Below are 24,856 nucleotides of genomic sequence, written 5' to 3'. Positions count from 1 at the left end.
TTTATTACTACAAATCTTCGATAAACCATTGTGACATATTATGGCACGGGTTTTTTTAAATTGCTATGGTTAACCTTGCTGATATTCATTAATAATTTGTGAACGTTTGTAACAATCAATACTGTGGTCATTTACTAAACCGCAAGCCTGAATAAATGCATAACATGTTGTAGAACCTAAAAATTTAAATCCACGCTTCTTTAAATCTTTACTTAATAAATCTGATAGGGGAGAAGTAGCTGGATAATCTTCTTTCTTGCTCCAGCTATTCACTACAGTTTCATTATTCACAAACCCCCATAAATAATGACTAAACGAATCAAACTCTTTTTGTATTAACATAAAGCACTTTGCATTATTAATAGTGGCTTCAATTTTACCTCTATGACGAATAATTTTATCATTAGCTAAAAGCTCATTCACTTTATCAGTAGTAAACTGTGCGACTTCTTTAATATTGAATTGGTTAAACGCTTCTTTATAACTCTCTCGTCTTTTAAGAATTGTGTACCAACTTAATCCTGCTTGCGCAGACTCTAAAGTAAGGTATTCAAATAACTTTTGATCATCATGAACAGGAACTCCCCATTCTTCATCGTGATATTTTACGTAATCAGGTTTCGTTGTATCTAGCCAAGGGCAACGACATTTTACATTTTTAGGCATGGATTTCTCTTTTGCGGTATAAATAGAAAGCAAACTGATTAATTACTCAGCAAACAAACACTTAATGTAAATTAATACTTTACAAGTAATTTCCTACACTTTAATATTCGGCTCGTCTTAAGGCAATTAGTTGCTTTATTACATTCAGGTGAGATGGCTGAGTGGTCGAAAGCACCGGTCTTGAAAACCGGCAAGGGTTTGTAGCCCTTCTAGAGTTCAAATCTCTATCTCACCGCCACATTATAGAAAAGCCCGTTAATTCGAAAGAGTTAACGGGCTTTTTGCTATCTCAGTGTTTAGTTTTATAAAAAGGGTTTGTAGCGCTAATCCTTCGAGTAGAGTTCAAATCTCTATCTCCAGGTTTTTATTACATCCCTGTAAAACCACATAACTTCATCCTTGAAGTTAACCGAAACATTAAGAGAAGCCCGCTAATTCGTAAGAGTTAGCGGGTTTTTTGCATTTATAGCCTTTATCTAAGTAAAAAAATGTCAGAAATAAGTTAAGAACTAATTTTTAGCTACTTCAAGTGAAGTAAGGTAGTTATCCCACCAAATTAAATAATCTTCGTTACTGATGTCAGTTGATAAGCCACGAAGTGCCATTTGTGTTGTGTAGTGTTTTTCAAAAAATTCGTCCCAATAAGCGATTACTTTAGGATCTTCATCTATCATACCTAGATCTTTAGTTTCTAATTGCCATCTCTCAAGCTCGGCTCTCATTCGAAGTAAGTTTGAATGGTATTTAGGATTTGCAGCTAAGTTAGTCGTTTCTTCAGGATCGTTTTTAATATCGTAAAGCTCTTCAATAGGGCGTGTTTTAGCAAAAAACTGATCTTGCATTGGCGATAGCTCACCTGCGTCGTGCATTTTCTGCATTAAGGTCAATACAGGGTAGTTAAGCTTTTTATAGGCATTAAATTGCGTATACGGCTGTTCAGGCTTGAAATTTTTGATGTACTTAAATTGGTGATCTCGAACGGCTCTTATACGGTCATCTGTTTCATCACAGCGGTCTCGTTGGGCATATATGTATTCTCTGATAATTTTATCTTTACCTAAAATTACTTTGCCTTCCATATAGGCTGGAACAGGTTCGCCAATTAAAGACAAGCTGGTTGGCGCTAAGTCAATTAAACTGACTAAGTCATTATTTACTGTGTTGGCTTCAATGCCTTTACCCCAAGCAATTAATGGTACTTGAATACCACCATCGTATAGCCATTGTTTATCTCTTAGCATTGCGCGACCGTGATCACCAAATATAAATACTATGGTATTCTCTAACGCTCCTGCTTGTTCAAGTTCGTTGAAAAGGACGCCTATTTTTTTATCAACATGTTGAACTGTTTCAAGATAAAGCGCCCAATCACGTTTTACTATATCGTGGTCAGGGTAATAACTTGGTGGCTTAACTAATGATGCATCTATTGGGTCTTCAACATCGTTAATAAAAGTACGGTGTGTTTCGCTGTAATTAATTTGTGCAAAAAACGGTTTACCTTGTCCCTGTTTTAAATATTTTTGCCAAGCGGGTTTATTTAAAATACTTTCTTTAACAGGGCCATGGGTATAAGCACCGCCTGAATATTGTATTTCACCATCCATTGCATCAAAGGGCTCTACACGAGTAGCAAAATTAAAATCAGTTTTTTGTTTAGGCCCCATCAATAAATTGAAATATCCCGCTTCGCGCGTATATTCGGACAACATTTTTACCTGCTCTGGTAATTGATAGTTATCGGTTAAATGACTACGGTGATGATGAGCACCTATCGAAGTAGGGTGCATGCCAGTAAAAAATGCTGAACGTGTGGTAGAACAAACAGACGAGGTGGCAAAGGCATTATTAAATCGCATGCCTTCTTTAGCTATTTTGTCTAAATTAGGGGTTTTAACTAATGGGTGGCCATAGGCGCCAAGATCCAAGCTAATATCTTCTAGTACAACCCAAATAACATTAGGTTTCCCTGTTTTGTTTACGGCTTGCGGAGTTATAGCCTTTTTTTTCTACGGTAGTTTCATTCATTGGCTTACTGGCATTATTATCGGCATAGTTACCGGCAAAGTTACATGCGGTTAAAGTACTTAATGTGATTGTTGTACAGATCAATAAAGCGCTAGTCTTTACAAAACGCTTTAGTACATTACGCTGTAGTACATTTTTTTTAGTTTTCATTGTATATTCTTCCTTAAATCATCATAACCAAATTACTTGGTTATGATGGTTATGCTGCTTAAAGATCATTAACTCGGTTACTTTGGTTTTCAATATTTACCATCTTTTGTTCTAATCTGGCGACAATGTCAGGGTGTTTGTGAGCTATATTGCTTTGTTCACTAGGATCAATGTCTAAGTTGTATAGTTGAACACCTGTAGAGGTACCGCTGTTTATATTCTTTTTGGTTTTAATAAATTTAGGCACACGATTCGCTGGGCGAATGTATTTCCAGTTATTTTCTCTAATGGCTAAGGTAAAAGGGGTTTCTTCAATTAACACATCACGGGCTTCTTCGTTAGCGTTGAAAAAACCTTTAAGTTTTTTCTGACTATCAATAGCCTCATCGTTACCTAATTCAATATTGAGTAGTTGTGAAATAGAGGCATAAATATCAATTTGGCTAGTCAATGAATCACTTACGCCAGCTTTAACTTGCTTAGGATAATATAGAATTAAGGGCACGCGAGTACCGCCTTCAAAAGCACTATATTTTCCGCCATTGTATACACCATTCGCTTTATGGTCGCCAATGAGTTTGAGTGCATCATCATCATAACCGTCAGTTAACACCGCGCCGTTATCCGAGGTAAAAATAACCAGGGTGTTATCTAATAAATCGAGTGCTTTAAGGTGATTAACAACTTCACCTGTTATCCAGTCCATTTGCACAATGGCATCGCCACGTACACCCATTTTTGTTGCACCTTTAAATTTTTCATTGGGTACTCTTGGCACATGAATGTCGTGGAATGAGAAAAATAAGAAAAAAGGTTTTGTTTGGTTGTTGCTAATAAAGTTATTCGCTCTTTCTGTCAGCACTAATGGGAAATCTTCATCAACCCACTCAGCCGATTTACCGCCTTGCATCCAGCCTATTCTGCTAATACCGTTTATGATGCTTTTATCGTGTTGGCTATCGGCATTTTGGCGAAGTAGTTCTCTATTTTCGTAGCCGGTAGGGCGATTACCTATTTTTTCTTGGTAATTGACATAAAGGGGATCATCCTTCGATAAATTTAGTACCTGATGATTTTCTAAGTACACGGTCGGAACACGATCGCCTGTTGCGGGTAATAAAAAGCTGTAGTCAAAGCCTATTTCTAAAGGCCCAGGTAACACATCATTATTCCAATCAATATCTTTTTTTCCATCACCTAGCCCTAAATGCCATTTGCCAACAACCGCCGTTTGATAGCCATTATTTTTTAACATTTTGGGTAAAGTATCTTGTTCAGGAGAGATGACCATCGCAGCATCACCTTTTAATATTCTTACGTTTTTTCTAAAGGCATGTTCGCCTGTTAATAATGAGTATCTTGATGGTGTACACGTTGCTGACGATGAATGTGCATCAGTAAAACGAATACCGTTTGCAGCAAGCGCATCAACATTAGGGGTGTTTACCTGTGTAGCGCCATAGCTGCTTAAGTCACCCCAACCTAAATCATCAACATAAAAAATAACAATGTTAGGTTTAACCGTTGATTTTTGTTGATTATCTTGCACTACTTCTGCTGAACAAGCACAAAGAACGCTTAATGATATGGCTAGAATTGAGGATACTTTTACTTTGTTTAAGTTAGTTAAATTTGACATGAGAAATCATTCTTATTTAGCGAGATTTAAAAGAGAGTTCTAAAATAATGTGCTTTAAATAGAGAAGGATCTCAATGTGAGATCCTTCTAATTAATTTACATATTTTTTCGCATCACGGTATCAATTATTTAATTGGGCAATTGAAACATCATCAATATAAACATCAATAGGAGTGCTACCGTCAGTTGCGCTTGGTACAAAGATAATATCCCACTTAGCACGGTCATTTCCACCAAAAGCAGCTACAGCGAGAACATCTAATTCAATCAGTTGCCAATCAGCATTTGCCGCTATCTCGATAGCATCAACACCTTTTTGGTCTAATAGCGTATCAGTGAAGTCTCCACTTTCAGGTAAGAAGGTTTTTGTGGTATTTTTCATAATAGCATTTTCAATTTTGAATGAAGTTGCATTATTATTTTTAATCCAAAAAGAAACTTTAAAATCACCGCCTGCGGCTAACGATATATTGCCAATATTTCTTGCCGGGTTTTTATCGTATGCGACTAATACGGCATTAGTGCCTGTTGCAGCATCAGCTGTAAATTGTATTCCATCACTACCATGCTTACCGATACCTGCAATAACGTTGAATGCGCCTGTTCCATCAACAGTGCCATCAGCACCCGCACCGTTTCGTGCAAAACCATTAAGACTTTTAAACATATCTCTATTTTGCTGTGGAGCAGCCATTTTGAAGTTTTCATTCATCATTGGAGCATCTGCGCACATAGCATTTGTAAGCGTATTTATATCAACACCAACAGAGCTTGGCGGTGTAGAGCCATTTAATACTACTTCAGCCGCTTCTGAACTACCTACGTTTACAGGAGAGAAATAAGCCTTTGCCTGTTTGCTGGTATCATCCAAAGTATCTAAAACATAATCAACCACGCTAGATGCTTCTGTACTGTTGTAGCCGTAAACAAAATCTCCACTCAATGGTTGTGCATCATCTTGTTTAATTGGAGCGACAATAAAATTGTATGATGTACAGGTAGGCACTGAAACTGTCCCTGTAATATTAGCTCCATTAAGTGTATTTAGCATAATGCTAGCCACATTTTTAGGTGGGTTGGTTACTGTTATAGTTACCGTTGCAGTTAGGCTTGGCATTTCAACAGACGTTGCTGTTAATGTGGTTGAACCTAGTGCTAGACCGGTTAAAGTACCACTGTCATCAACACTTGCTATACCGTTATTATCTGGAACAGACCAAGTAAAGTCTGTGCTCAAATCTTGTCTTGCTGCATAGCTAGGTAAAATCGCAAGTGGCGCAACAATTGTGTCATCTAATGGCACATTAAAATCACTTAAGGTAATAGACTCAATAGGATCGGGTAGCGCATTTATTTCTAAGGTTAAAGTACGGCGATTTGGGTTTGCCTGCTTTTCCTCTTCTGTACAATTTAAAGGATGTTGAGCCATGTTTGCACAGACAAATTGAAAACCATTATTTATCCAATAGCTAAGCGTGTAAACAGCTGCTTCACCACTGCGAATATCTTCGTCAAATAAATAAGTATCAACAACTAATTTATTGTCATTTAAAAGAATAGGTGAATCGTTACTGCCAAAGCTTAAATTACGGTCTGCAGGGGTAACAGTCCATAATTCAGCAGTATCTTGAATAAATATTCCGGTAGAATCATCGGTGAGGGTAACGCCTCTAGAACTGACACCTTGTAATAATTCTACTATTAAATAACGGTTTTCATCATTTTCATTATCTGTTTCAGTTGTACTAATTGTAAATGAGCGGCTTTGCATTTCTACCGCTTCATTTGAATCAAGATTGTAATTTAAACCTTCGTCAGCTCCACAGCCAACAAGTGCTGTGCTAATAAAAGATGCTAATATAGCCTTTTTTAGTAAGTTGATTTTCATCTTACTTCTCCAATTTTTTTGCATTAACTGCTTATACAAAGCAGGTACTTAATATTATTACCCCTTATTTTTAGTGAGAAATATATTTTCCTCGCTAAATAATAAAGGGTATTGGCAAATGACTAAAAAGAACCACGGACTCCGAGTCTGAACTGACGTCCAGTTCTGTAGAGTTGTGTTGTTCTGCTTGTATCAACGTCGTCTGTCATTGCGTTACCTTCATCTAGCACTTCACCATTTATTACAAAGCCAGTGCTGGTTAAAAAGTTACGATTGGTGTCATCAGTTAAATTCAATGCTTGGAAAGTTAAAGAAATTGTATCATTTAACTTATAGCTAGAACTGAAATCTAAACGGCTTGTTGCATCTGACCATTCTGCCGCATTGCCATCGGCAATGTTTCTGTTAACCAGTTGAATTGAATTATAACGATGTGCTAAACGCATCATAAAGCCATCTTTTTCCCAAAAAAGGGTGGTGTTGGCAGAATGTCTAGGTGTGTAGGGTTGTGGTAACGGGCTAACAGTTTTACCGGTTGTTACTGAGGTTTCTTTGTCAGACTCAGAATCAGCAAAAGTATAATTAACGCTTAGACCTAAACCTGAAAGAGCGCCAGGGAGAAAGTCATAAACTTGGGTGTAATTAAACTCTATACCTTGAGTTAATGCGCCTTTACCATTTCTTTTAACATCTAATATTAGCGTGTGGCAATTCAAGGTCCAAGATTCAGAAAGGTTAGAGTGTGAGCTACGATCTGGCATACAAGTTGAACCATCAGCTAAATCTGTATAAGGTTTTTCTTCCCATAAAGGTAAGCCGGTAAATTCGTCAACTTTTTGTGTACCATCTTCACCAAGAATAGGTGTTGGTGTGATCAATACATCGTCTAAGTTCTCTACACCTTCTAAATTATAGTTTGTTCTTAAGTCTTTCCAAAGGTAGGTTTCAGCGATACTTTCAGTAAAGTTTTTCATGTCTTTGCGGAAATAAGCAAAAGAAAGCAACCCAGACTCATTGAAATACCATTCAAGTGATAAATCTAGGTTTTTTGATTCTAAAGGTTTAAGTGCTGTGTTGTTTATTTGTCCAGAACCGTTAACTTTAAAAATATCTTCATTAATACTTCCACTGGGTCTAGTATCGTCAAATCCAGGTCTAGCCATAGTTTTTGATGCAGAGAAGCGACCGATTAGATCATCACTAAGTGCAAAATTTAGATTCAAACTAGGCAAAAAAACATTATTACTTGCACTGTCTTGATTAATTACATTTCGCTGTGCAGCATCATTGCCAAGCGGCTGTCCATTTAAAGTATTGTTAATGTTAGTAGAGCGATCAGCCCATGCTTTGATAGCATTTGTGGCATTGTTAGGAAAGCGGCCATTTCTTCCGTTAGAATTTGCACTATTGTTATTGATACCAATTACATTACCTTGTGCATCATATACAACATCTAATATAAGATTACCAAATGCTTGTAACTCAGGAGGTAAAATACCATTAACTAAATCACTTTTATGGAAGTCATAAAGGAATAACGCTTCGTGACAGGTACCCGGAGCAGGTAAATTAGTTGGATATTCATTTTGATTGCCATTTGGGTAATCAAGTGGATTATCACCGCCATTTGTACTTAAAGTACAAGCGGGTAAATTTGTATTAGCAAGTTGCTGATTATAAATTAACCCACTAACATCATAAACATTAGCGTTTCCAGGGTAATTAATTTTGGTGTACGCTTCAGCCGCTGTTTTAGTTTTTACATAACGTAAGCCGACATTACCTGTGATGAAACCATCAAAATATTCAAAATTTAATTTTGTATATAATGCACTCACATCTTGTTCGATAACTCTTGAACCGGTTGGATCTTCTTTTGTACGAACGTCACGTCCATCACCACTTGCATAAGCTAAAGCTTTGAATGGGTCTACTACACCCCAACCATTTAGAAAGTCTTGACGATTGCTTACAATGCCGTCCATAAAATTATCTACTGGAAATGCACCACCAGCTAAAACATCAACCATGCGTAAACTTGAAAGGCCACCCGGAATACTAATTTCTTCGCCGTTATCGTCAAGTAAACTTGTTGCGTCTGTAATGGTCGTTCTTAATGAGCTAACATCTTTTACTCTATTGGTATATTTACCACCAAACTCTATTCTATTTACCCCTAAAAACTCAACATCCCAATCGAAATCTAAAAACATTGATTTATTGGTGTCAGAGTTTTTATCAAGATCTTGACTAACGTTTTGTACATTAAACAAGAAAGGGTCAAGTGGATTAGTGGTATTAGGTGCTAAAGCGTTACTCGCTTGAATTGAGCCCGGTTGGAAAAAAGAAAGCTGTTCGGCCACAATAAGATTACAAACACCAGATGTACAGTCAACACCTGATGGTTCTAAACTTGGAATATTAGGGGAGTTAGACACTAAAGGGGTATCTTCAGTATTCCCTTTTGGAATAAGCACTATATTCGCATTTTCTTTAGAACCACTAGTTGTTCGTGAGTAACCCATGGTTAAGTCAGCACTTAGTGTATCTGTTATTATTTGTTTTATGTTAAATGAAGCAAGTTTATTCTCAACTTCCTGCCCATCTAATTGACGATAAATACGGCCTTTTGAACGACGCATTAAACGTTTTTCTTGGGTATGTGTTTCTTGGTTTATTGTCCACCAATCTTCTTGAGGGTCAGTGTCTAAGTTTGGATCAGTCAAACCAAACTGCATGTTGTATCTGTGGTTATCTAGATCAATCTCTTGTTTAGAATAATTTAAGTCAATTTGTACTTCTGTTGTTTCCGTTGGTAAAAATTGGATACCAGCAGTAGCGGATAATCGATCACGTTTATTAGAGTTCAACTTATATTCAGCACTTGCTGGGGTTATAAATTCCGTTTCTGTGGTTATTAATTCACCAGTTCTAGAGTCGCGCGCTTTGTTAGCAGCAGCAGAATGAACTTCATCATCCCATTCCATTTTAAATTCATCTACGCGCGTACTTTGGGTTTCATCGGCGATAGTAAATATAATGCCTAAATTATCGTCCATAAATTTATCAGAGAAACTTGCTGAAATTTTACGATTAAACTCACCTGAGTAATCATTATAACGACCTTGTACTTCCACTGTTCGTTTAGGAGATTTGATAGATAAAGGTCTAACTGTTCTCAACACTATATTTGCGCCAAGTGAGCCTTCATCTTGGTCAGCAGAAGCTGTTTTTTGAACATCAATAGAAGATAAAATATCAGAAGAAAAAGAACTAAGGTCAACACTTTGGTCAGCAACTGCACCATCACCACTACCGCTTAAACCACTGGTTAATGCGATGCCATTCATTGATATTTGATTTAAAGCAGGGCCTGCACCACGTACTGATATTTTAGTGCCTTCTCCATCTTGCTCTTGAACCGTAACACCGGTAACACGCGATAGCGCATCGGCAATATTTTGATCTGTTGACTTACCTACATCTTCAGCATGAATGGAATCAACGACACCGTCAGAATAACGTTTTGCATTGATGGATTTTTTTAGACTGCTTTTGAACCCTGTTACTTCAATAACTTCAACTGCACTTTTTGGTTCTTTTTTCTCTTCATTCTCAGCAGCATTTGCGATAGGCAAAGCTAAAGATGCCAAGATTGAAATTGAAATGGCGTTCAACTTCATATATTTCATATCATATCTCCCCTCGTGAATTTTAAGTTCAAGCTTAATTCCACTTTACTTTTTATTGTTTAACTATAGCTGATTTATATATCCAACTTTTCAGATTAACCTTAAAGGTGGTTTAGCGCATTCCTTTGGTTGATAATCGCACAAAGTTAAAAAAATATCTAGTTTTATTTAAAATCATATTATTTAACATATAATTAAATTAAGTCACTGTAATTTAAGGTTTATGTTGTTATTTGTTGAGTTTTTCAATTTAAGCCCCAACTGTTAATATCCTTGTTAGCTGGTCTTTATTGGTGTTTTTTTTAGTATTTAAGAGGTTTTTCGGTTTCCCTATTTATTTGTTTGTGTCATTATTCACTCATAGTAAGGTTTTCCTCTATTGAGGATAAATATAATTAGGTAACAAAAGATGGGTATGAACTACAAGTTAAAAGAATATAAGTTTTACAAGGTGTATAGTGCTACGCTTTTATTGTTATTTTCATTTAATTGCCTTTCTGTGCAAGATGTAACGACTAAACAGAGCTTTAATGATGGTTGGAAGTTTGCCAAAGGCGCAATAGCTGACGCAGAAAAAGAAAGCTTTAAAGATAGCAACTGGCAAGGTATTAAATTACCGCATGACTTAGCAATATTTGGTCCTTTTGATCCAAAATATAATGCACGCACAGGTGGCTTACCTGTTTTTGGTACTTCGTGGTATCGAAAATCTTTTAATTTACCAAAATTTTCGAAAGATAAATTTGTCACAATTACATTCGATGGGGTAATGGATAACTCTGAAGTTTATATAAATGGTCATTTTGTCGGAAAGCGTCCTTTTGGGTATATTGGATTTGCCTATGACATAACCCCCTTTTTAAATCCAATTGGGGATAATAATTTAATCGCGGTAAAGGTAGCACCTGAAAATAATGCCGCTCGTTGGTACTCTGGGGCTGGTATTTATCGAAATACATGGATAGAAATTGACGATCAAGTTCATGTGGCAAAGTGGGGCACTTTTGTTTCAACTCCTGAGGTATCTAGAGATAAAGCAACGGTAAATTTAAAAACTAAAGTTGTAAATAAAGGGGGTGATACCCCCATTAGTTTAGTTCACACGGTTACAAGTGAATCTGGTGATGTAGTGGCAAAAATATCACAAAATTATAATTTCAAGGCAAATACAACAAAAGAAGTAGAACAAGAATTTATAATTTCTAATCCTATTTTATGGGATATTAACAACCCTCATAGATACCAAATTAGCACTGCCGTTATCAAAAATAATAAAACAGTGGATACATATTCAACTCCACTTGGTGTTAGGCATATCGAGTATAAACCTGATGATGGTTTTTGGTTAAATTGGCGACGAGTTCAAATTCAAGGGGTAAGCTTACATCATGATAATGGCCCTTTAGGTGCAGTTGTTAATAAGCGTGCAATTGAGAGAAAATTTGAAATCATGCAGGACATGGGCGCGAATTCTGTTCGTACAACACATAATCCTCCATCACCAGAGTTAGTTGAATTAGCCGATAAAATGGGCGTTTTATTGCAAGTTGAAGCGTTTGATATGTGGCAAATTCAAAAGCCAACTATAGATAATGGCTACCAAAAATACTTCGATGAATGGCATGAGCGTGATTTGCGCGATATGATCATTCAACATCGCAATAATCCCTCTGTGATCATGTGGAGCTCAGGTAATGAAGTGATGGAGCAAAGGGAGAGTGACGGTGCTGTAATCACAAAACATTTAACCGATATTATGCATGATGAAGACCCTACACGTTTAGTGACCAATGGTTTAAGTATGTACCCTGATTTTCTAGATAATAAGCTGGGTGACGAACTCGATATTGTTGGTTTAAATTACAAGGCTTATAAATATGCGGAAATTAAAAAGCAACATCCAGATTGGATTCTATTAGGTACTGAAACATCTTCTGTGGTGAGCACTCGAGGCGTTTATCACCTACCCATTGAAAAATACAAAAAACACGAATCAAAGTATGTTTCTAGTTATGATGTGATAACCCCACCTTGGGCTTATATCCCTGATATTGAATTTGAAAACTTAAAGAATAACCCTGCCGTTATGGGAGAGTATATCTGGACAGGATTTGATTATTTAGGTGAACCAACACCGTATGGCGGCAGAGACCATAGCAATAAAGGTTATTGGAATGGTGATTGGCCTGCTAGAAGCTCTTCTTTTGGTGCAGTGGATTTAGTTGGATTACCTAAAGATAGATTTTACTTATATCAAAGTGAGTGGACTAAAAAACCTATGGTTCATTTATTGCCTCATTGGAATTGGGAACATAAAATGGGTGAAGAAATTCCTGTTGTTGCTTATACCAATGCTGAATCTGTTGAGTTATTTGTTAATGGTAAATCTATGGGGAAAAAAGTTAAAGGTGTTGATACCGTAACGTTACCTGTTAAATTAAAGCATGATAAATCAGTGACACATTTTGAGTCTAAATATAGAGTGATGTGGAATGTGAAGTATCAACCAGGAGCCATTAAAGTTATTGCGTACAACGGTGATGAAGCTGTAGCTGAGAAAGAAATAAAAACGGCAGGTTTACCATATCAGATAGAATTAGTACCCGATCGTCATGAAATTAATGCAGATGGTGAAGATTTATCTTATGTTACTGTTTTAATCAAAGATAAAGACGGAAATTTATGCCCCAATGCTGACAATAAAGTAATCTTTACTGTTGAAGGCGCAGCGGTTATTGAAGGGGTAGGTAATGGTGATTCTGCAACGGTTGAGCCTTTTAAAGCAGACTATAGAAGAGCTTTTTATGGTAAAGCGATGCTTATTATTAAAAGTAAAGAAGCAGAGCAGGGTGTTATTAATATAAGAGCCTATTCAGATCGATTAGTCGCGGCCGAAATCAACTTAAAAAGTATTTAATTTTAAATAAAGACCCTGTAACAGGTTTCATGACAGGGTCTTATTAAACGTTGTAATAGTTGGTGCTTATCAAATATAACCTATAACTGATTTTGTATAACTGCCCGCTCGATAGATTGATGTGGAGCAGGTATAAACTAGTATCTATAAGTTTCTAAGCTTAAGTAATTTATTTTTATATAAATTTCTGCCATTCCTCGCTATATTTAATCTATATCTATTGCACACACACTCTTTTTTTATTTATGAATGAGCTTATGCCAGTCCAAGAAAAATCAGTAAAGCTTCAACAAAGAATCATTTTAGGCTTTGGCTTTTTAGCTATATTCTTTTCTCACCAAGGCTTGAGTATTTTTGCCACCCCTTATTATCAAATGACACTGGGTGTTGATCCCATGTGGCTTGCCCTCGGCATAAAGTTACCTGCTATTGTCGTTATATTTTTTGCACCCTATATTGGCAATCTTTCAGATAAATGTCGTTCTAGGTATGGACGAAGAAGACCATTTTTAATGGTGTTTCCTTGGCTTAGTTGTGTATGTTTTGGTTGTATTTGGATGGTCCCAACGTCTTGGAGTATCAATACACAAGTTAGCTATTTTTTAGTCATGGTTACGCTATTTTATTTCGCTAATTCGTTATGGGTGATCCCACTTAAGTGTTTAACCTATGAAGCGTCGACAAACAGTCAGGAAAGAACGTCGATACTAGCATTTGTAGCTTACTTCTTTAAATTTGGAGGTATTACCTATCAATGGTTATTTCCACTGGCACAACTCAGTATTTTTGGCGGGGTAGTAATTGGTATTAAGTATGTCGGCTGGGGAATAGCCCTTGTTTGTATTGGGTTGTTCGGCATGCTCCCTGGGCTTTTTATAAAAGAACGAAGCTATAAAAGCCAACAAAAGAATAAATCAATTCCAATAATGTCGAGTATAAAAGCGGTACTCGAAATACGTAATATGCGCATATTATTATTAATCATTATAACGCAGTTTATGCTTGGAAGTTTAGCGGCAAACATTGATTATTATGTGTTGGTTTATTACATGAACGATGGTGATATAGCTCAAGGTGCTATTTCAAAAGGCATATTATCTAGTAGTTATGCTGTAATGGGATTTGTTTCTGTAGCGGTGATAACCAAGTTATCTGCTAAATATGGCAAGCGACAAACACTCATTTGGGTTTATACATTAGGTGTTTTTGGCGGAATCATGAAATGGTTTATTTATCAGCCAGGCCAAGAATGGTTTTTAATTTTAGACGCATTGTTATGTGTTAGTGTCTGGCCTTCATTAGGGGTACTTGTTTCCTCTATGATCACTGACTTAATTGACTCAGATGAAAAAAAGCATGATTTAAGAAGAGAAGGTATATTTGTTTCTGTGCAAATGTGGACTTTACAAATCACTATAGCGATATCAGCTATTTTTTCAGGAGCAGCATTAAACTGGATTGGTTTTGATGCTGAATTAGCTAGTGCTCAAACAGATTCGAGTATTATGTGGATGAGAATATTATTAACTGGAGGGACTATTCTATCAGCCTTAATATGTTTAATTCTTGCTAAGCAATACGATTTAGATGAACGTAAAGTATAAATCGTTATTAGTTAGTTAGTTAGTTAGTTAGTTAGTTAGGTAAATTTGGTTTTACCTAACTACACAAGCAATCATTTCGACAATGATAACCAACAGAAGAGTAATTAAGATATATCTTTTACTGAATCTCTTTCAACTAATGTTGCCATAAATTGATGAGATTGATTGACCGGCTTTTTATCATTATGTGTTAATTGTATGGACAATTGAGTGGCGTATTGTCCCATGTCATAAATAGGGTAGTGCATTGTCGTCAGACCTGGTCTGCTTGTGGATGCAATTAGCACGTCATCAAAACCCATTACTGATACATCTTCAGGGACCTTAATACCCATATCTTGTAATTCATTCATCGCACCAACAGCCATCATGTCATTGTAGGCAATAAGCGCGGTAAATTCAGCTTTACTATCAATTAACTCTCTAGCCAATTTTTTCCCACCTTCTAATGATGGAATTCCTTCTTTAATGCAGTCAGCACTTATTTGTATGCCTTTACTAGCATAAAAATGTGTGATCCCAAAAAGTCGATCGAACGCATCAGAAATGCCTCTATCACTATTGATGATAGCAATTTTTCTATGTCCTTTATTATATAAAAACTCTGCGGCAGTGCGTCCAGCAGAAGAATTGTCTAACCATACACAACGTGAAGATACTTCACTGATATGACGGTTGATGACAACTAATCCTGGGGTGTCTTCAACAAGGGTTAAAATTTCTTTTTGCGGTAACATTTTATTGTGTAGAATTATATTCTCACAACCGAGTTCTTTTAAAGAGTCTATTGCATTGAACACGGTGTTTTTATCGTTAGAGTTACTCATTAGTACTCTATATTTTTCACTTAAGGCGGCATCTGAAACGCCTGTAGATAAACTCCCATAAAAAGGACTTGAAAAGTTAGGCGTAACTATGCCCATAAGTTCAGTCTTTTGACCCGCTAATGCACGGGCATTAATGTTAGGGCGATAGCCTACTTCATCAATTATTTTCTGAACTTGTTTACGACATTTATTGCCTACTTTTCCTTTACCATTAATCACTCGAGATACTGTCGTAGGTGATACATTAGCAATTTTCGCTATCTCTTTAATTGTGATCATATTAACCTTTGATATATTTAGATGTAGGAATTTATCTACTTAATTTGGATATATAACAAAATTAAGTAGATAAGTCGATATAAAGAATAAATTTAAGTAATTTTTAGTTATATTTCATTAACTTTGTAGCAAATTCTTTTCCTAACTTAATTTGGCCTTCAGTGTTGTAGTGAACATTGTCATGTTTAGGGTAATCTAACCAATTTGAATTTGTACTGGTATTGACTATATCAACGTTTACATCTTCATCAGCAATAACTTGCATGGCATTTCGTACAATTTCAGGTCCTTGCTTGAATTTACCGTAAGTTGAATTTATTTGGCCTATAACAAAAGGTTTAAAATTAAATTTATGTCGAAGTTCTTTAATTAGATCCGTTAGGTTTTGTTGATAACTTATGGCTGAAAACTCTTTCGATGCGTCATTCTCACCTTGTAGCCAAACCATACCGATAATTTTATAAGGCTGCTTTTGATTATCTAAAAGGGTAAGTTGTTTATTATTGTTTTCACTGAACATGGAAAATAAAGGTAAATTTTCTTTATAACCTTTCTCTGCTTTTATTGCGTTAGCTTGAGTCCAATATGGGTTCCAGGCACCATAAAGCGACGTGCCACCATAAGCCGTTTTTAGCAATAAAAAACGTTTATTAGGGTAGGCCTCTGCAAGTGTTAAACCTATCAGCATTTCTGGTCCAAATGTTTTATACGCACCGTACTTTTTCTTATGATAATCAGATGTTTTATAGGTTAATGGTCCAGCTTCTTCATCTCTTAGGGCATATTGAACTCTGCTCTCAATGGCGGTGATTCTGTTTTTAATACTTTGTGATAACTCATCATAGTTGCCAGCTCCTTCCATATTTGATTGCCCCGCTAATAAAACCACATTAATTTCTTGGCTGGTTTTATCTACTTCTACATTGGAAATATTAGTACAGGCAACAGTGGTAAAAAGTAACCCTAAACAGAAAAATATATAATTATTTTTTATATAACACACCATAAAAAAAGCCTTTTTAACATTTAAAACATAATTCAATTAAACAATATATCATTTTTAATATATGTTTTAAATACCCACTTAGGTTTATCGTTAAACTTAAGTGCTTTTGGTTTATCTGTTTATTACACTTATGTATAAATATTTATTCCTGAATTATATCAATGTCTTATGGTTTTTATTTTGTTTTGTTATATTTTTTAATTTATTTTGTTTCTGATGTATTTGATTTTATATTACTGAAAACACTAAAAAGGGAAAGCGGTTGACCTTGTGTTATAAATAACCAATAATGCAAATAGTAAGTTATACCAAGGGAACAAAATTTACAAAATTTAAAAAACCTAAATAAGCTTAAAAGCATAATTATTATAATGAAGGGTTCAATATGAAAAAAATAGCAATATTGGTGACAGCACTTGCAAGTATGACTTGCCAGGCCGAGAGGTTAGCAGACAACGAAAATCGATTTTATAATCCAGCATTAATTCCTATCAATGAATTACCTATTACCTTAACGGGAGACAACTCTGCTTTAGACAGTGATTTACTGAATCAACAAATTATGCAACTTTCCGCTGATGGTGGTGGCACTATAAAAATTAGTGACGGTCAATACTACTTAAAAGACATTCGATTGAAATCTAATGTGCACTTAGCATTTACATCTAATTCAACGTTATTACCTTTCTTGGACGAAAGTGCGACAGGTAAAAATATTATTATGTTTCATATGGGTAACCAGCAGCATGTAGAAAATGTAGCTGTTACCACAACGGCTGAAGACTCTGAAGATAGTAGTCAATGGTTGAGCGTGAATATACCTAAAGGCGATTATAACGGTGTTAAAGTTTTTGAGGTGAGTGATGCAAAAAACTTTAAAATATCAGGCATAAAAATTAACGATACTTATTCTAAATTTTCAGGCGTTGTATTGAATTTACCTGACAGTTTACAGATTGCTGATATACCAACCAATGGCATAGTTAAAAATGTCAGCATAGAGAATGCACATGTTGGTTATGGGTTGGTGCAAACGCAAACAGGTAGAACGGTGCTCTTTAAAAACTTAGCAGGTAAAGGCGGTGTAACGCTAAGGTTAGAAACAGGTGTTAGAGAAGTTAACCTAGTAAATATTGGCACGCTTAACGACATTGTAGGTCGTAATATTAAGATTGTTAATGGCGATACTGCCATGGTTACTTCGCCGCATAGAGTTGATCAAGGTATTATTGATGTTGAAGGTATTACGGCAATTAACTCTACTTATGCCGTGCGTGTTGCAAAAGGTTTTTTAGATAATAAACCGGGTACCGTTGACAATTTAGGTAGTTTTGATAGCCGCTCTTATATTGGCGGTATAACCGTTCAAGGTGGAGAGTTAGCGCAAGTTAAAGGTAAAGATTTACCCTTTTTTGCTTGTGAAGAAAGAAATGAAATTCGTACTAGCTGTCGTTATCCAGATTTTGAATCGTATTCAGGTCGTTCTATTGGTGTAATTAACGATATTGCCAATGTAGCCTCTGGTTGTATTGGCGGTGAAGATAATGGTTGTTATGAAATTAATTATGGTCCAATCACGCGGTTAAATGATGCATTTTTACACAGTGAAAATTTCACTTTAAATAGCATGAAAATAAGAGGCTGTAGCTTAGCCGACTTACCTGTGCCTGAGGTGTCGTGTCCAATTTTTGATGATCAAGATGGCGATGGATTTTCTGATGTTTTGGATAATTGTGTGTCGACCTTTAACCCGATGCAAAAAGATTCAGATAACAACGGTGTTGGCGATCTCTGCCAAGTTGATGCAACAGATACTGATGGCGATGGTGTATTAGATGTAGATGACGCTTTCCCAGAAAACCCTGATGAAACACTCGATACGGATAACGATGGTATTGGAAATAATGCAGATCCTGATGATGATAATGACGGTCGAAAAGATACGGTAGATGCCTTCCCACTTGACCCGACAGAAAAGTTTGATTCTGATGGTGATGGTATTGGTAATAAAGCTGACAAAGACGATGATAATGATGGTGTTCTCGATAAGGATGATGCTTTCTATTTAGATGCAACCGAATGGCTTGATACCGATGGTGATGGAATAGGTAATAATGCAGATGCCGATGATGATAATGACGGTGTTGAAGATGCCTTAGATGCTTTTCCGTTAGATCCGACTCGAAGTGAAATTGCAATTATTGATGCCGATGGTGATTTAGTTGCTGATGAATCTGATAATTGTCCTGCTATTGCAAATGCAGATCAACTTGATACTGATTCAGATGGTTTAGGTGATGTTTGTGATCCAGACGATGACAATGATGGTACTGACGATGCGCTTGATGCCTTTCCACGTGATGCCTCTGAAACTGTAGATACCGATCTTGATGGCATAGGAAATAATGCTGATCCTGATGATGATAACGATGGCCGTAAAGATACCTTAGATGCCTTCCCATTAGACCCTAATGAAAAATTTGACAATGACGGTGATGGTATTGGCAATAAAGCCGACAAAGACGATGATAATGACGGCGTATTAGATAAGGATGATGCCTTCTATTTAGATGCTTCTGAATGGCTTGATACCGATGGTGATGGTATAGGAAATAATGCTGATACTGATGATGATAATGACGGTGTATTAGATAAGGATGATACATTCTCTTTAGATGCCTCTGAATGGCTTGATACCGATGGTGATGGCATGGGCAATAATGCAGACACCGATGATGATAATGACGGTGTAGAAGATAACATGGACGATTTCCCATTTGATCCTGTTTACGGTGTTTTAGGTGATTTTGATGGCGATAACGACGTTGACCGTAAAGATATTTCATATTTTGTGCGCGCCATAAGAAACCCTGCGCTTGTTCGAATCGAGTTTGATTTTAACGGTGATGGCAGAGTACATCAAAGTGATGTTAGCCGATTACGCAGTTTGTGTACCCGAACTCGTTGTTCTGAATAGTCATTAACCAGGGATTTTATTATGAAAAATGTAATGTTAACTTTCTGTTTGCTTGTGAGTAGTTTTAATAGCGTTGCTGGGCTTATTGTTAGTTCAGACGCTGACAATTATGCCATTGGCGACACCATTAACATCAACCTGAGTTTAGAAAAAAATGAACCGATAAGTAATTTGCTCGATAAAAATTTCGATATGGCTACTTACTTTATGTTTTCAGACAACAAGGGCACTTTTGATTCAGCGTATTTATCTGGTCTATACACTACCGATGTAGATGCTGATCCAATTGTATCATTTGACAGTTTATTTAAGGAATGGACCTATAGCTTAAGCACTTATGGCAGCCAAGCTCCTTTTTCACTGACCGATATGGTGCTTGATTTGGGGACATTAAGTTTTGTTGCTACTGAAATAGGAAGGTTCGATTTTAATGTTTCTTATTTCTTTATCAGTGATTCACCAGGTTACTTTGACCAGGCTTTTGACATCCAACACTCAGTACAAATTGTTGCGAATGAAGTTCCAGAGCCTGCGAGTATTGCTTTGTTTGCTTTTGCGTTTTCTGCTTTATATAGGAAACCTAAAAAGCACTCGTTTTAGCATTAATTGAATAATTCAAACGATAATAACCAACCTAGCGCTTTAATAAGTGCTAGGTTTTATTTTTTTCTACAGGCTCAATTTTATTTACTTTATTAGAATATAAAAAACCTCTAATAAGGCTAAAAGCTCAAAGTAACAATAAGAAAGGGTACAATATGAAAACTATTGCGATATTGGCAACAGCGTTGGTAAGCATGACGTGCCAAGCGGAACGATTAACAGACAACGAAGAGCGTTTTTATACCGATCTGATCCCGACCTATGAGTTATCTGTAGAGTTAAGTGGAGACAATTCATTTCTTGATAGTGAGTTACTCAATCAACAAATCATTCAACTGTCGGCCGATGGTGGTGGTACTTTACAAATAGGTGACGGTCAATATTACTTAAAAGACATTCGCTTGAAATCTAATGTGCACTTAGCATTTACATCCAATTCAACGCTATTACCTTTCTTGGACGAAAGTGCGACTGGTAAAAATATTATTATGTTCCATATGGGTAACCAGCAGCATGTAGAAAATGTAGCTGTTACCACTACTGCTGAAGACTCTGAAGATAGTAGTCAATGGTTGAGCGTTAATATACCCAAAGGCGATTATAACGGTGTTAAAGTTTTTGAGGTGAGTGATGCAAAAAACTTTAAAATATCAGGCATAAAAATTAACGATACTTATTCTAAATTTTCAGGCGTTGTATTGAATTTACCTGACAGTTTACAGATTGCTGATATACCAACCAATGGCATAGTTAAAAATGTCAGCATAGAGAATGCACATGTTGGTTATGGGTTGGTGCAAACGCAAACAGGTAGAACGGTGCTCTTTAAAAACTTAGCAGGTAAGGGCGGTGTAACGCTAAGATTAGAAACAGGTGTTAGAGAAGTTAACCTAGTAAATATTGGCACGCTTAACGACATTGTAGGTCGTAATATTAAGATTGTTAATGGCGATACTGCCATGGTTACTTCGCCGCATAGAGTTGATCAAGGTATTATTGATGTTGAAGGTATTACGGCAATTAACTCTACTTATGCCGTGCGTGTTGCAAAAGGTTTTTTAGATAATAAACCGGGTACCGTTGACAATTTAGGTAGTTTTGATAGCCGCTCTTATATTGGCGGTATAACCGTTCAAGGTGGAGAGTTAGCGCAAGTTAAAGGTAAAGATTTACCCTTTTTTGCTTGTGAAGAAAGAAATGAAATTCGTACTAGCTGTCGTTATCCAGATTTTGAATCGTATTCAGGTCGTTCTATTGGTGTAATTAACGATATTGCCAATGTAGCCTCTGGTTGTATTGGCGGTGAAGATAATGGTTGTTATGAAATTAATTATGGTCCAATCACGCGGTTAAATGATGCATTTTTACACAGTGAAAATTTCACTTTAAATAGCATGAAAATAAGAGGCTGTAGCTTAGCCGACTTACCTGTGCCTGAGGTGTCGTGTCCAATTTTTGATGATCAAGATGGCGATGGATTTTCTGATGTTTTGGATAATTGTGTATCGACCTTTAACCCGATGCAAAAAGATTCAGATAACAATGGTGTTGGCGATCTCTGCCAAGTTGATGCAACAGACACTGGCGGCAATATTGAAGTTTTAGCAGGAGAGGTTATTGAAGTGGTTAAAGACGATGAATCGTCGGCAGGAACAATGTCAGTATTATTCACAGGATTATTATTGTTATCATTGTTTCGTCGGCTAAACGGCTAAAACTATCTTAGATTGATTAATATACAGAATTTTAAAATAGCGATAGAGCTATATTTATATTGAACTTATACTCATATTTTCCTACAAATGTTAAATGCCTTAGGAGGCAGCTGTGATCACTCATCAACCTAACTCAATTTATGCAGCTAACATAGATAGATACAAAAACATGCCTTATCTACGCTGTGGAAACAGTGGTATAAAACTACCAAGGTTATCTTTGGGATTGTGGCAAAATTTCGGCTCCTGCAACGCTTATGAAAATGCCCGTGGCATGATACAAACCGCTTTCGATTCAGGGATTAATCATTTTGATTTAGCGAATAATTATGGTCCACCTTATGGCGCAGCTGAGTCAACATTTGGGCAGGTATTTAAACAAGATTTAAGCCCTTACAGAGATGAGTTATTTATCTCAAGTAAAGCTGGGTATGATATGTGGCCAGGTCCTTTTGGCGATGGCGGGTCACGTAAGTATTTAGTGTCAAGTTGCGATCAAAGCTTAAAACGCACAGGACTTGATTACTTCGATGTTTTCTATCACCACAGAATGGATATTGAAACGCCACTTGAAGAGACGATGCAAGCCCTAGACTATATTGTCCGTTCAGGTCGAGCGCTTTATGTAGGTATTTCTAATTACCAACCAGCGCAAACAAAAAAAGCCATAGAGATATTAAATAGTCTAAGTACGCCATTATTAATTCATCAGCCAAGATATAATATGTTCGATCGTTGGATTGAAAATGGATTAACTGATGTATTAAAAGAAAATGGCATTGGCTCTATTGTTTTCTCTCCGCTTGCTCAAGGGTTATTAACCAATAAGTACCTTAATGACATTCCAAAAAATTCAAGAGCTCACAGTAAAGACATCATCCACTTAAGTGAAGAGCATATTACTGCAGAAAAAATGACTAAGGTACGGGCGCTGAATGAACTGGCTATACTGCGTGGGCAAAGTTTAGCTCAAATGGCAATCGCATGGACGTTAAATAATGACACAGTAACGACGTGTTTAATCGGCGCAAGTTCGAAAGAACAAATTATTGATTCCGTAAAAGCAATGAGTAAATTAGATTTTACCATGGATGAGTTAACAGCTATTGAGGGCATTATAAAAGAATAGAATATGAGCGCAATTATGTCCTTTGGGACCCTTTAACAAAATCTGTTACAGGGTCACTATTGGTCTTTATATATTATATTTCAAGGTGGTTATTGTGTGTTTATATTTTTACAAAGTAGAACTTTTCATGCGGTGTAACGAATTACATGCCTTAGGATATTAATTTACCGCTCTGTTTTGTTTAATATTTGTTGTATTATTTTTTTCATTTTTATTGAGCGTTTAGGATCTTGTTTCGCAAGGTTCATCGTTTCTTCAACATCAGTCTCTAAATTAAATAATTGCACTTCAGCTAAATAGCCACGTTCAACATTATTACCGTTAACCGGCCTCATTTTTCTTTTAGATTTTTTGCCTTTCTTCGCTCTTTTACTGATTTGAATGTACTTCCAATTGTTTTCCCTTAACGATAAAGCACCGGGGGACTCTTCAATTAATAGCCTACGTGCAGATTTACTTGCATCAAAAAAAGCAGCTAAATGGTTTTCACTGTCAATTGCTTCATCTTTTGCTAGGTCTACTTTAACTAACTTTGCTAATGAAGCATAAATATCAATTTGGCTCATCAAGGCATCACTTACACCCGGTTTAACTGCATTAGGGTAATGAATGATTGTAGGAACGCGGGTGCCGGCTTCATAAGCACTGTACTTTGAGCCTCTGTATATGCCGTTCGGCTTATGATCGCCCAGTAATCTAATAGAATCATCATAATAACCATCATGTACAACAGCACCGTTATCACTGGTAAAGATAACCAAGGTGTTATCTAAAATACCGACTGATTTTAGTTTATTGACAATTTGACCTGTGATCCAATCCATTTGAACAATGGCATCGCCTCTTGGTCCCATATCCGTTTTTCCCTGAAACATTTTATTAGGTAATCGAGGAACATGAATGTCATGAAAAGAAAAAAATAAGAAGAAAGGGGACTTTTTATTTTTTTCTATAAATTGATTGGCTTTATTGGTAAAAACTGAATAAAAATCTTCATCTTTCCATTCAGCGCTTTTACCACCTTTCATCCATCCCATGCGGCTAACACCATTAATAATCGACTTATTATGTATAGTATCGGAAGTTTGTTGTTTTAAAAGTGCAGGGTGATTTTCGCCTGTAGGACGTTCGCCTATCTTTTTTATATAACTAACAGATAGAGGGTCTTCTTTAGATAAATTAAGCACATGATGATTTTCTAAATACACAGTAGGCGTTCGGTCACCTGTGGCAGGTAACAAAAAGCTGTAATCAAATCCTATTTCTAAAGGACCTGGTGATACCTTATTATTCCAATCAACGTTGCCATCACCCAGTCCTAAATGCCACTTGCCAATAACCGCATTGGTATAGCCAGCTTTACTTAGCATTTTAGGCAGTGTTGGTTTCTCTACCGAGATTATTAACGGTGCATCTCCCTTTAATATTTGCGCTTTATTTCTAATCGCATGCTCACCGGTTAATAATGAATACCGTGAAGGTGTGCATGTTGAAGATGAACTATGAGCATCAGTAAAGCGTATGCCATTTTTTGCAAGCTCATCAATATTAGGTGTATTCACGCTTGTTGCGCCATACGAACTAATATCACCATAACCTAAATCGTCTACATAAAAGATTACAATATTAGGTTTAGTTTGTACCGAAATATCATCTTTAGCTAAAGCGAAATTAGTACTTAACGCTATCGTTGCAATAAGTACATTTATACACATGCTTTTTATTGGTATATTCAT

15 protein-coding genes and 1 tRNA gene are annotated in these 24,856 nt (G+C 36.3%); 7 read left to right on the top strand and 9 right to left on the bottom strand.

Going from position 1 to position 24,856, the window contains the following annotated elements:
* Window positions 1–69: 69 nt before the first annotated feature.
* Window positions 70–666, bottom strand: coding sequence for a DNA-3-methyladenine glycosylase I (locus tag ACPUVN_RS08225; protein ID WP_426370424.1), 597 nt, complete (start codon window positions 664–666; stop codon window positions 70–72).
* Between the two features lie 147 nt (window positions 667–813).
* Between ACPUVN_RS08225 and ACPUVN_RS08220 the strand changes: the two genes are divergently transcribed.
* Window positions 814–904, top strand: a tRNA-Ser gene (locus ACPUVN_RS08220).
* 271 nt (window positions 905–1,175) lie between these two features.
* Here the strand turns inward: ACPUVN_RS08220 and ACPUVN_RS08215 are convergent.
* From ACPUVN_RS08215 to ACPUVN_RS08195, 5 genes are all read right to left on the bottom strand, one after another.
* A complete protein-coding gene (locus ACPUVN_RS08215; RefSeq protein WP_426370423.1) occupies window positions 1,176–2,594 on the bottom strand; it encodes a sulfatase family protein in 1,419 nt (472 codons plus the stop codon).
* Between the two features lie 31 nt (window positions 2,595–2,625).
* Window positions 2,626–2,844: a hypothetical protein gene (locus ACPUVN_RS08210; protein WP_426370422.1), complete on the bottom strand. Its 219-nt coding sequence runs from the start codon at window positions 2,842–2,844 to the stop codon at window positions 2,626–2,628.
* Window positions 2,845–2,902: 58 nt separating this feature from the next.
* Complete coding sequence (locus ACPUVN_RS08205; protein ID WP_426370421.1) at window positions 2,903–4,483, bottom strand: sulfatase family protein; 1,581 nt, start codon at window positions 4,481–4,483, stop codon at window positions 2,903–2,905.
* Between the two features lie 121 nt (window positions 4,484–4,604).
* The gene (locus tag ACPUVN_RS08200; RefSeq protein WP_426370420.1) at window positions 4,605–6,371 is read right to left on the bottom strand and encodes an Ig-like domain-containing protein; all 1,767 of its coding nucleotides are present in this window, start codon (window positions 6,369–6,371) and stop codon (window positions 4,605–4,607) included.
* Window positions 6,372–6,493: 122 nt separating this feature from the next.
* Window positions 6,494–10,063, bottom strand: a complete 3,570-nt coding sequence (locus tag ACPUVN_RS08195) for a TonB-dependent receptor (RefSeq protein ID WP_426370419.1) — start codon at window positions 10,061–10,063, stop codon at window positions 6,494–6,496.
* 415 nt (window positions 10,064–10,478) lie between these two features.
* Between ACPUVN_RS08195 and ACPUVN_RS08190 the strand changes: the two genes are divergently transcribed.
* Window positions 10,479–12,980, top strand: a complete 2,502-nt coding sequence (locus ACPUVN_RS08190; RefSeq protein WP_426370418.1) for a glycoside hydrolase family 2 TIM barrel-domain containing protein — start codon at window positions 10,479–10,481, stop codon at window positions 12,978–12,980.
* A 257-nt stretch (window positions 12,981–13,237) separates the two neighbouring features.
* Window positions 13,238–14,584 carry an MFS transporter gene (locus ACPUVN_RS08185; RefSeq protein WP_426370417.1) on the top strand — a complete coding sequence of 449 codons (1,347 nt, stop codon included), beginning with the start codon at window positions 13,238–13,240 and terminating at the stop codon, window positions 14,582–14,584.
* 104 nt (window positions 14,585–14,688) lie between these two features.
* On the opposite strand, the gene ACPUVN_RS08180 is transcribed toward ACPUVN_RS08185, so the two are convergent.
* Together ACPUVN_RS08180 and ACPUVN_RS08175 are read right to left on the bottom strand one after the other, a co-directional pair.
* On the bottom strand, window positions 14,689–15,690 hold the full coding sequence (locus tag ACPUVN_RS08180; RefSeq protein WP_426370416.1) for a LacI family DNA-binding transcriptional regulator: 1,002 nt from the start codon (window positions 15,688–15,690) through the stop codon (window positions 14,689–14,691).
* Between the two features lie 103 nt (window positions 15,691–15,793).
* Window positions 15,794–16,696: a sialate O-acetylesterase gene (locus ACPUVN_RS08175; protein ID WP_426370415.1), complete on the bottom strand. Its 903-nt coding sequence runs from the start codon at window positions 16,694–16,696 to the stop codon at window positions 15,794–15,796.
* A 385-nt stretch (window positions 16,697–17,081) separates the two neighbouring features.
* Here ACPUVN_RS08175 and ACPUVN_RS08170 point away from each other — a divergent pair, with 385 nt between their 5' ends.
* The 4 genes from ACPUVN_RS08170 (at window position 17,082) to ACPUVN_RS08155 (ending at window position 23,120) form a co-directional block, all read left to right on the top strand.
* Complete coding sequence (locus ACPUVN_RS08170) at window positions 17,082–19,673, top strand: thrombospondin type 3 repeat-containing protein (RefSeq protein WP_426370414.1); 2,592 nt, start codon at window positions 17,082–17,084, stop codon at window positions 19,671–19,673.
* A gap of 21 nt (window positions 19,674–19,694) precedes the next feature.
* Window positions 19,695–20,273, top strand: coding sequence for a hypothetical protein (locus ACPUVN_RS08165; RefSeq protein ID WP_426370413.1), 579 nt, complete (start codon window positions 19,695–19,697; stop codon window positions 20,271–20,273).
* Between the two features lie 158 nt (window positions 20,274–20,431).
* On the top strand, window positions 20,432–21,991 hold the full coding sequence (locus tag ACPUVN_RS08160) for a thrombospondin type 3 repeat-containing protein (protein ID WP_426370412.1): 1,560 nt from the start codon (window positions 20,432–20,434) through the stop codon (window positions 21,989–21,991).
* Between the two features lie 112 nt (window positions 21,992–22,103).
* A complete protein-coding gene (locus tag ACPUVN_RS08155) occupies window positions 22,104–23,120 on the top strand; it encodes an aldo/keto reductase (protein ID WP_426370411.1) in 1,017 nt (338 codons plus the stop codon).
* 164 nt (window positions 23,121–23,284) lie between these two features.
* Here the strand turns inward: ACPUVN_RS08155 and ACPUVN_RS08150 are convergent, their stop codons facing one another.
* Window positions 23,285–24,856 carry a sulfatase family protein gene (locus tag ACPUVN_RS08150; protein WP_426370410.1) on the bottom strand — a complete coding sequence of 524 codons (1,572 nt, stop codon included), beginning with the start codon at window positions 24,854–24,856 and terminating at the stop codon, window positions 23,285–23,287.

The organism is Pseudocolwellia antarctica, assembly GCF_049933045.1.
In the GTDB taxonomy this organism is placed as follows: Bacteria; Pseudomonadota; Gammaproteobacteria; order Enterobacterales; family Alteromonadaceae; genus Pseudocolwellia.
Note: the sequence above shows the minus strand (reverse complement) of the source record. Positions and strands in the feature narration are given on the sequence as shown.

What these genes read in the sequence shown, in the direction of transcription:
- ACPUVN_RS08225 (WP_426370424.1), bottom strand. Translation starts at nt 666, where the DNA reads ATGCCTAAAAATGTAAAATGTCGTTGCCCTTGGCTAGATACAACGAAA.
- ACPUVN_RS08210 (WP_426370422.1), bottom strand. Translation starts at nt 2,844, where the DNA reads ATGAAAACTAAAAAAAATGTACTACAGCGTAATGTACTAAAGCGTTTT.
- ACPUVN_RS08205 (WP_426370421.1), bottom strand. Translation starts at nt 4,483, where the DNA reads ATGTCAAATTTAACTAACTTAAACAAAGTAAAAGTATCCTCAATTCTA.
- ACPUVN_RS08200 (WP_426370420.1), bottom strand. Translation starts at nt 6,371, where the DNA reads ATGAAAATCAACTTACTAAAAAAGGCTATATTAGCATCTTTTATTAGC.
- ACPUVN_RS08195 (WP_426370419.1), bottom strand. Translation starts at nt 10,063, where the DNA reads ATGAAATATATGAAGTTGAACGCCATTTCAATTTCAATCTTGGCATCT.
- ACPUVN_RS08190 (WP_426370418.1), top strand. Translation starts at nt 10,479, where the DNA reads ATGAACTACAAGTTAAAAGAATATAAGTTTTACAAGGTGTATAGTGCT.
- ACPUVN_RS08185 (WP_426370417.1), top strand. Translation starts at nt 13,238, where the DNA reads ATGCCAGTCCAAGAAAAATCAGTAAAGCTTCAACAAAGAATCATTTTA.
- ACPUVN_RS08180 (WP_426370416.1), bottom strand. Translation starts at nt 15,690, where the DNA reads ATGATCACAATTAAAGAGATAGCGAAAATTGCTAATGTATCACCTACG.
- ACPUVN_RS08175 (WP_426370415.1), bottom strand. Translation starts at nt 16,696, where the DNA reads ATGGTGTGTTATATAAAAAATAATTATATATTTTTCTGTTTAGGGTTA.
- ACPUVN_RS08170 (WP_426370414.1), top strand. Translation starts at nt 17,082, where the DNA reads ATGAAAAAAATAGCAATATTGGTGACAGCACTTGCAAGTATGACTTGC.
- ACPUVN_RS08165 (WP_426370413.1), top strand. Translation starts at nt 19,695, where the DNA reads ATGAAAAATGTAATGTTAACTTTCTGTTTGCTTGTGAGTAGTTTTAAT.
- ACPUVN_RS08160 (WP_426370412.1), top strand. Translation starts at nt 20,432, where the DNA reads ATGAAAACTATTGCGATATTGGCAACAGCGTTGGTAAGCATGACGTGC.
- ACPUVN_RS08150 (WP_426370410.1), bottom strand. Translation starts at nt 24,856, where the DNA reads ATGAATATACCAATAAAAAGCATGTGTATAAATGTACTTATTGCAACG.